6 protein-coding genes are annotated in these 6,096 nt (G+C 62.8%); 5 read left to right on the top strand and 1 reads right to left on the bottom strand.

The window, feature by feature from the left end; all coding sequences use genetic code 11:
• Window positions 1-15 precede the first annotated feature (15 nt).
• The 5 genes from I6E73_RS13340 (at window position 16) to I6E73_RS13360 (ending at window position 5,477) form a co-directional block, all read left to right on the top strand.
• Window positions 16-945: a carbohydrate ABC transporter permease gene (locus I6E73_RS13340; RefSeq protein WP_197126260.1), complete on the top strand. Its 930-nt coding sequence runs from the start codon at window positions 16-18 to the stop codon at window positions 943-945.
• On the top strand, window positions 942-1,781 hold the full coding sequence (locus I6E73_RS13345; RefSeq protein WP_197126262.1) for a carbohydrate ABC transporter permease: 840 nt from the start codon (window positions 942-944) through the stop codon (window positions 1,779-1,781). The genes I6E73_RS13340 and I6E73_RS13345 overlap by 4 nt, the downstream gene beginning before the upstream one ends.
• Before the next feature lie 48 nt (window positions 1,782-1,829).
• Window positions 1,830-3,143 (top strand): ABC transporter substrate-binding protein, encoded by a 1,314-nt coding sequence (locus I6E73_RS13350; RefSeq protein WP_197126264.1) that lies wholly within the window; start codon window positions 1,830-1,832, stop codon window positions 3,141-3,143.
• 93 nt (window positions 3,144-3,236) lie between these two features.
• Entirely contained in the window at window positions 3,237-4,541 is a 1,305-nt protein-coding gene (locus tag I6E73_RS13355) for a sulfatase (RefSeq protein ID WP_197126266.1), read from the top strand.
• Window positions 4,542-4,550: 9 nt separating this feature from the next.
• Window positions 4,551-5,477: a LysR family transcriptional regulator gene (locus I6E73_RS13360; RefSeq protein ID WP_197126268.1), complete on the top strand. Its 927-nt coding sequence runs from the start codon at window positions 4,551-4,553 to the stop codon at window positions 5,475-5,477.
• A 24-nt stretch (window positions 5,478-5,501) separates the two neighbouring features.
• Here the strand turns inward: I6E73_RS13360 and I6E73_RS13365 are convergent, their stop codons facing one another.
• The gene (locus I6E73_RS13365) at window positions 5,502-5,939 is read right to left on the bottom strand and encodes an HPF/RaiA family ribosome-associated protein (RefSeq protein ID WP_197126270.1); all 438 of its coding nucleotides are present in this window, start codon (window positions 5,937-5,939) and stop codon (window positions 5,502-5,504) included.
• Window positions 5,940-6,096 lie beyond the last annotated feature (157 nt).

The raw sequence follows: 6,096 nt of genomic DNA on the forward strand, positions 1-6,096 counted from the left end.
GATGGAGTATCGAGAATGGTCGCAACCGCCAACGCCACGAGAACGGCCTCTCCGCGCCCGACCGCCCGCAAGCGTTCTCGCCCTAAGCACGTCTTCGCGATCGTAGCCCTCGCCCCGTTCATTATCTTTGGCGCCATCTTCGCCGCGTACCCGCTCGGCCAAGTCATCCGCATGGCTCTCTCCGATGTTCAGATCCGGGGCGGAATTTTTGAGTGGACCTGGATCGGGTTTGCGAACTTCGGCGCCGTGCTCACCGATGCAAATGGTCTTCGCTCGCTCGGCAACACCGTCATCTTCGTTGCGGCAACCGTTGTTCTGTCGTTGATCGTTGGTCTCGCCCTCGCGTTGCTCGTTGATCGCGCCATCACCCTCCTCCCGCTGGCGCGCAACGTTCTTATCTGGCCCGCTGTGATCGCCCCGGTAGTCGTCAGTCTGATGTGGCTGCTTCTGCTCAGCCCTACCGCCGGCGGACTCAACAAGGCGCTCTACTCCCTCGGCCTGCCGCTCCAAGGGTGGATCGGCCAAGAATCAACCGCTATGGCTGCGGTGATTGTGGTGGATGTCTGGCACTGGACTCCGGTCGTCTTCCTCTTCCTCTATACGGCCCTCAAGAGCATCGACGGAGCAACCCTCGAGGCCGCTCGGGTCGATGGCGCTAACGAGTGGCGCATCATCCAACACGTGGTGCTTCCCGCTCTGCGCCCCGCCATCGCTGCGGTCGTTGTCGTGCGAGTGATCATGGGAGTGAAGGCCTTCGACGAGATGTACCTCCTGACCTCGGGCGGGCCCAACTTTGCGACAACGCTCGTGACGCAACACATCAAGACTCTCTTCTTCGACAGCCTCCAGTTCGGCGAAGCGTCAGCGTTCTCGCTCGTGGTTGTCATCCTCACTGCGCTGGTTCTTGGCGCCGTGCTATTCACCCGATCGAAGGTCGAAAAATGAGCGACGCCCAGACCGCCGGCACCAAGCGCAACCTTGGCGTAGAGATTACTCTCGGGGTTGTGCTGGTGCTCAGCATCATCCCGATTGCCTTCACGACCCTGCTCGCGTTCCTCCCCAACCGCGCCATCGTCTCCTCGAGCTGGGACTTCCCGTTCTGGCTCGGCAACTTTGAGCGTGTCTTCAAAGATGGCATTTTCATTGCCCAGATCGGCAACAGCCTCCTGATCGTGCTCGGCACGGTCGCCATCTGCCTCGTCATCGGCACGCTCTCCGGCTACTCGCTTAGCCGACTGCACCCGCCACGCTGGATCACTATCCCGGCGCTCGTGATCGCCGGCTTCATCCCGTTGATTCCACCCATGACGCTGCTGCCCGGCCTCTACGTCTTGCTTTCTGATCTCGGCTTGATCGGCGGAGTCGGGGGGCTCGTGTTGGTCAATGCCTTCCTCAACCTTCCCTTCGCAGTGCTGCTCATGTCGTCGTACTTTTCGACCATTCCTGAAGAACTCCGCGAAGCCGGAATCATGGATGGTGCCAGCGAGCTGACAGTGCTGCTGCGGATCATGCTTCCCGTTGTTCGCCCCGGCATCGCTGCCGTCGGAGTCTTCACCGCGATCATGGCGTGGAACGAGTTCCAGATGGGCCTCACCCTCACCTCGGGCGGGGCTACCGCGCCCGTCACCGTCGGCATCGCCGGCCTACTGCAACCGTTCGCCGTCACGTGGGGCGAACTCGCTGCGGCGGGAACCCTCGCCGCCATCCCGATCATCGTCATGTCCATTTTCGCCAACCGCCAAATCGTCGCTGGGCTCACTGCCGGCGCTATCAAAGGCTAAACAGGCCCGTCCTGTTTGGTTTCCGCTCACAGCTAGGAGTACATGTTCATGAAGAAAGCATTCATCGCAATCGGCAGTGTCGCCGCGATGAGCATTGCCCTCACCGGATGCTCAGGCAGCACTACCGGCGGAGCTCTCGGTTCCGGCGACAGCCTCGTCGTCATCACCAGTCAGGCTCCGTGGAACCCGGCCTACGACGCCGTCGTCAAGGCCTATGAGGAAGAGACCGGGGTCGACGTTGACCTTCGCCCCTTCCCCAACCCCGACGTCAAAACCCAGGTCCTCAACGACGCCCAGACCGGCAACCACACCTTCGACGTTTATCAGGTCAACGAAGTGGATCTCGCTCAGCTCAACGACTCCGGCATTCTGATGCCCTTCACCGAGGCGAAAGCGGGCTATACCCTCGACCCTGAGATCTTCACGTACAACAACGTCACTAACTGGAACTCAGAGACGCGCAGTTTCTCTGCCGACGGCGACGTGACGAGCCTGCCGCTCATGGGCAACCTGCAGGTTCTGATGTACCGCACCGACATCTACGACGACCTCGGCCTTTCGGTTCCCACGACCTGGGACGAGACCATTGCCAACGGCCAAGCAATGATTGATGCGGATGCCGCCCGGTACGGTTACGTGCAGCGATATCAGGGAATCCCCGGCGCTCCCGGCGTCACCTACGACTTCGCTGGCCTGCTTCACGGAGTCGGCGGAAGCTTCTTCGTCGACGAAGGCTCTGACTGGACCCCCGCCTTCAACACCCCCGCAGCTCTCGAAGCCGCTCGTGACTTCCGCGAACTTGCCAAGCTCGGCCCCGCCGACCCCAAGGCTGTCGGTCAGGCAGAAGCCATCGCCGCTATGCAGGGTGGCGACGCCGGACAGCTGGATGTCGTAGCCGCCGCAGCGAGCAGCATGAACGATGAATCCAGTTCCAATGTCGTCGGCAAGGTCGGCTACGCGGTACTGCCCGGAGCAGCATCCGCCACCGGACTCTGGAACTTGGCTCTTCCCGCTGACCTTCCCGAAGACCGTCGCGAACTTGCCGTCGACTTCATCGACTGGGTCACGTCCGAGCACGGCATGGAGATCTTCGCTGAAGCCGGCGGAATCCCCACGCGCGACGACGCTTACGATGCTGACGGACTCAGCGCCGAAACAAGCGCCTATCTGGATGTTGTTCGCGAATCAGCGCCGACCGCTGTTGGTCCTTTCCGCTTCACCTTCATCACCGAGTTCCTCACCGTTTCGGAGCCCATCATCGCCGCGATCGCCGCTGGTGACGTAAGCCCCGAAGACGGTATGGCTCAACTGCAGGAGCAGGTCACTCAAGTGGTCCAGGATGCCGGCTACCCGATGGGCTAGTCACTCCCTCTCAGCGCGGGGGTGCCGGGCTCACCACCGGTCCCCCGCGCTGAGCACTCCTTCTTCATTCCTTCTCACACGAAAGTTGCCCCGATGGTCTCCCAGCCAGATATCGTCCTCATCCACTGCCACGACCTCGGCGATTGGCTCTCCTGCTACGACATGCCGTCGGTGCCCAGCCCCAACCTTGAGGCTTTTGCTGACTCCGGCGTCATCTTCGATGCAGCTTTCGCGACCGCACCGCTGTGCACTCCCGCACGCTCGTCCATCTTCACCGGCCGCCTGCCGCACCAAAACGGGCTCATGGGTCTCACCCATGCTGGTTGGCATTACAAGCCGGGCGTCACTACGCTGCCGGAATTGTTGCGCCGCGAGGGTTACCGCAGCGCCCTCATCGGGCTGCAGCATGAGGACTTCGACGCCCGCGTCCTCGGCTACGACGAAGTGCACGGCCTCGGATTCTTGCCTCGCGCGATGGAGGTGGCCCGCCGCGTTGACTGGTGGTACGAGCAACCGCGCGACGATACCCCCACGCTGCTGACGATCGGCATCTGGGAAGTCCACCGCCCCTGGCCTGCTGAAGACTACGAGTACGCGGATCCGGCAGCCGTCGACGTGCCGCCGTACCTGCCCGATAACGCTGACACGCGCAACGACATCGCCGCCTTTCACGGTGCTATCCGCCAGATGGATGCCGCGGTCGGCCAGATCATCGACCGCATCACCGCGTCGCCCAAGGGCCGCGACACCCTCATCATTTTCACGACCGACCATGGCGTCGCCTTCCCCCGCGCCAAGAGCACCCTCTACGACTCGGGAGTCAAAGTTGCCTTCATCGTGCGTCCGCCGGAGTCTTTCGACGTCGAGCCTGGCCGCCGCGACCACATCATCAGCCACCTCGACATCGTGCCGACACTCGTCACCGTTGCCGGCGGCACCCCGTCTGACGAGCTCGCGGGCGAGAGCATCCTCACTCGCCTGCAAGGAACGGATGATGCAGCGCCGGATGTCCGAGAGCTCCTGCTCGAAAAGAGCTTCCACGATCGCTATGACCCGATCCGCGCCATCCGCACCCCTCACGCTAAGTACATTCGCAACTTCGAGCAGGGCGTCCGAGTGCCGCTCCCCCTCGACCTCGAAGAGAGCTCAACGCGTGCCGGTATGGGTGACTGGCCCAATGATCCGCGTCCCGCCGAGGAACTGTATGACCTCGCCGCGGATCCTTCGGAACTCACCAACCTCATCGACGATCCGCAGTACGCCGAGTTGCGAGCCGACCTCGCCGCTCGACTTGAAAAGCTCATGCGGGACACTCACGATCCACTTCTCGCTGGCCCCATTTCCGCACCGGCCGCACCGAAGCGTCCGGCTGATGAACGGATGACGCTCGGTCGCTAAGGTTGCAGCATGGAACTCGTCTGGTGCAGATCGTTTCTCGCCGTGCACGAGCAGGGCGGCTTCACTGCGGCCTCCCGCACCCTCCATCGCTCGCAGTCTCGGATCAGCGCCCATGTGGCAGCCCTCGAAACGGAGCTTGGCGCTCAACTCTTCCACCGAGATGTGCACCCGCCAACGCTGACCGCTGCCGGCACCGCGTTTCTGCCCCATGCTCGCGCGACCGTCACGGAGTGGCAATCGGCGCTAGCCGCAGTGGCGGCCGGTCAGGGCCAGGTGCGGGGCAATGTCGCAGTGGGAAGTGTGCCGAGCGTGAGCGCTATGCTCATCGCTCCGCTGATCGCTGAATTCTCCGAGACCCACCCCGAAGTCCGCTTTGAAGTGCACGAAGGCGCCAACAATTGGTTGGATGAGGCGCTCGCCCACCGCACGATCGAACTGGGAATCAGCCCGATGGAGATCACGCCGCGCCTCGGTATCGCGCAGCGGGCCCTCTTGACTGACCCGTTCCGCGCCGTCGTGCCCTTCGATCATCCGGCGGCCTCAGCAGGCTTTCTTGAGCTGGAGGAGCTCGCGGGCAAACCGATCATCACGACCGGGGAGGCTGGCCTTGACCCGCACGTGGGACTCGAGTTCCGGGAACTCCTGGAGCATGTCGCATTCGACTACGAACGCAGCCTCGCGGTAACCCAGCCGACGACCGTTTTCTCCTTCGTCCGTGCCGGATTGGGGATCGGAATCATGGGTGCGTTGGGTACCAGAATCGTGCGCGACAACAGCCTGGTTGTCGTTCCCGTGAACGCGGAGAATGCTTCCCGCAAGATCGGATTACGCTGGGCCAACACCCGCCGCCTATCGCCCGCTGCCACGGCCTTCGCCGAGGCCCTCGAGGCGATGGCCGATCGCGAAATCGCGGCCGGCCGCCTCGAAGCACGCTAACGCGGCGCAGCGGCTGCTCGCGCGTTAGCGGGGTTCGACACCGCCCATTGAGCTGGCGCCCTTGTGGTGGTCAGCACGACCGAAGGTTGTCTCGAGCACGTGCTGCATCTTTCGAGTGGCGCCGTTGAGCGCAGCATCCACTGTTGACGCGTTGTCGGTGGCAAGTTCCGGGGTGCGGTTCTCGGGGCGGGCTTCAAGCTGGCAGCGGATGTCGTCGACTGTGCTGCGGCCGGCACTCTCGTCGCTCAGGTGGACTTCGAGTCGCGTGAGGTGGGCGCTGAAGTGCGCAAGCTTGCTCTCGATCTCCGCAGTGATTGCGGCAATCGTGTCTTCGCTGAGAGTGATGTTGTTATCGGTATTGACGATGACCTGCATGGTTGCCTCCTGGCACGTGAGGTGCACCGCGGGGTTGCCCTGAGGTGAGGAGTTCGCGGGAGGGCCAGCGGTACATCTACTCTTCACGCTACGCCGTGAGTCTGTTTGCGGCCCGTGCGGGTGGGTGGTTAAAGCAAAATAGCCACACCCCGAAGGGTGTGGCTATTTTACAATTGAAGTCCGGCGGTGTCCTACTCTCCCACAAGGTCCCCCTTGCAGTACCATCGGCGCAGAGAGTCTTAGC

It is taken from the genome of Salinibacterium sp. SWN248 (assembly GCF_015864575.1).
Lineage (GTDB): Bacteria > Actinomycetota > Actinomycetes > Actinomycetales > Microbacteriaceae > Rhodoglobus.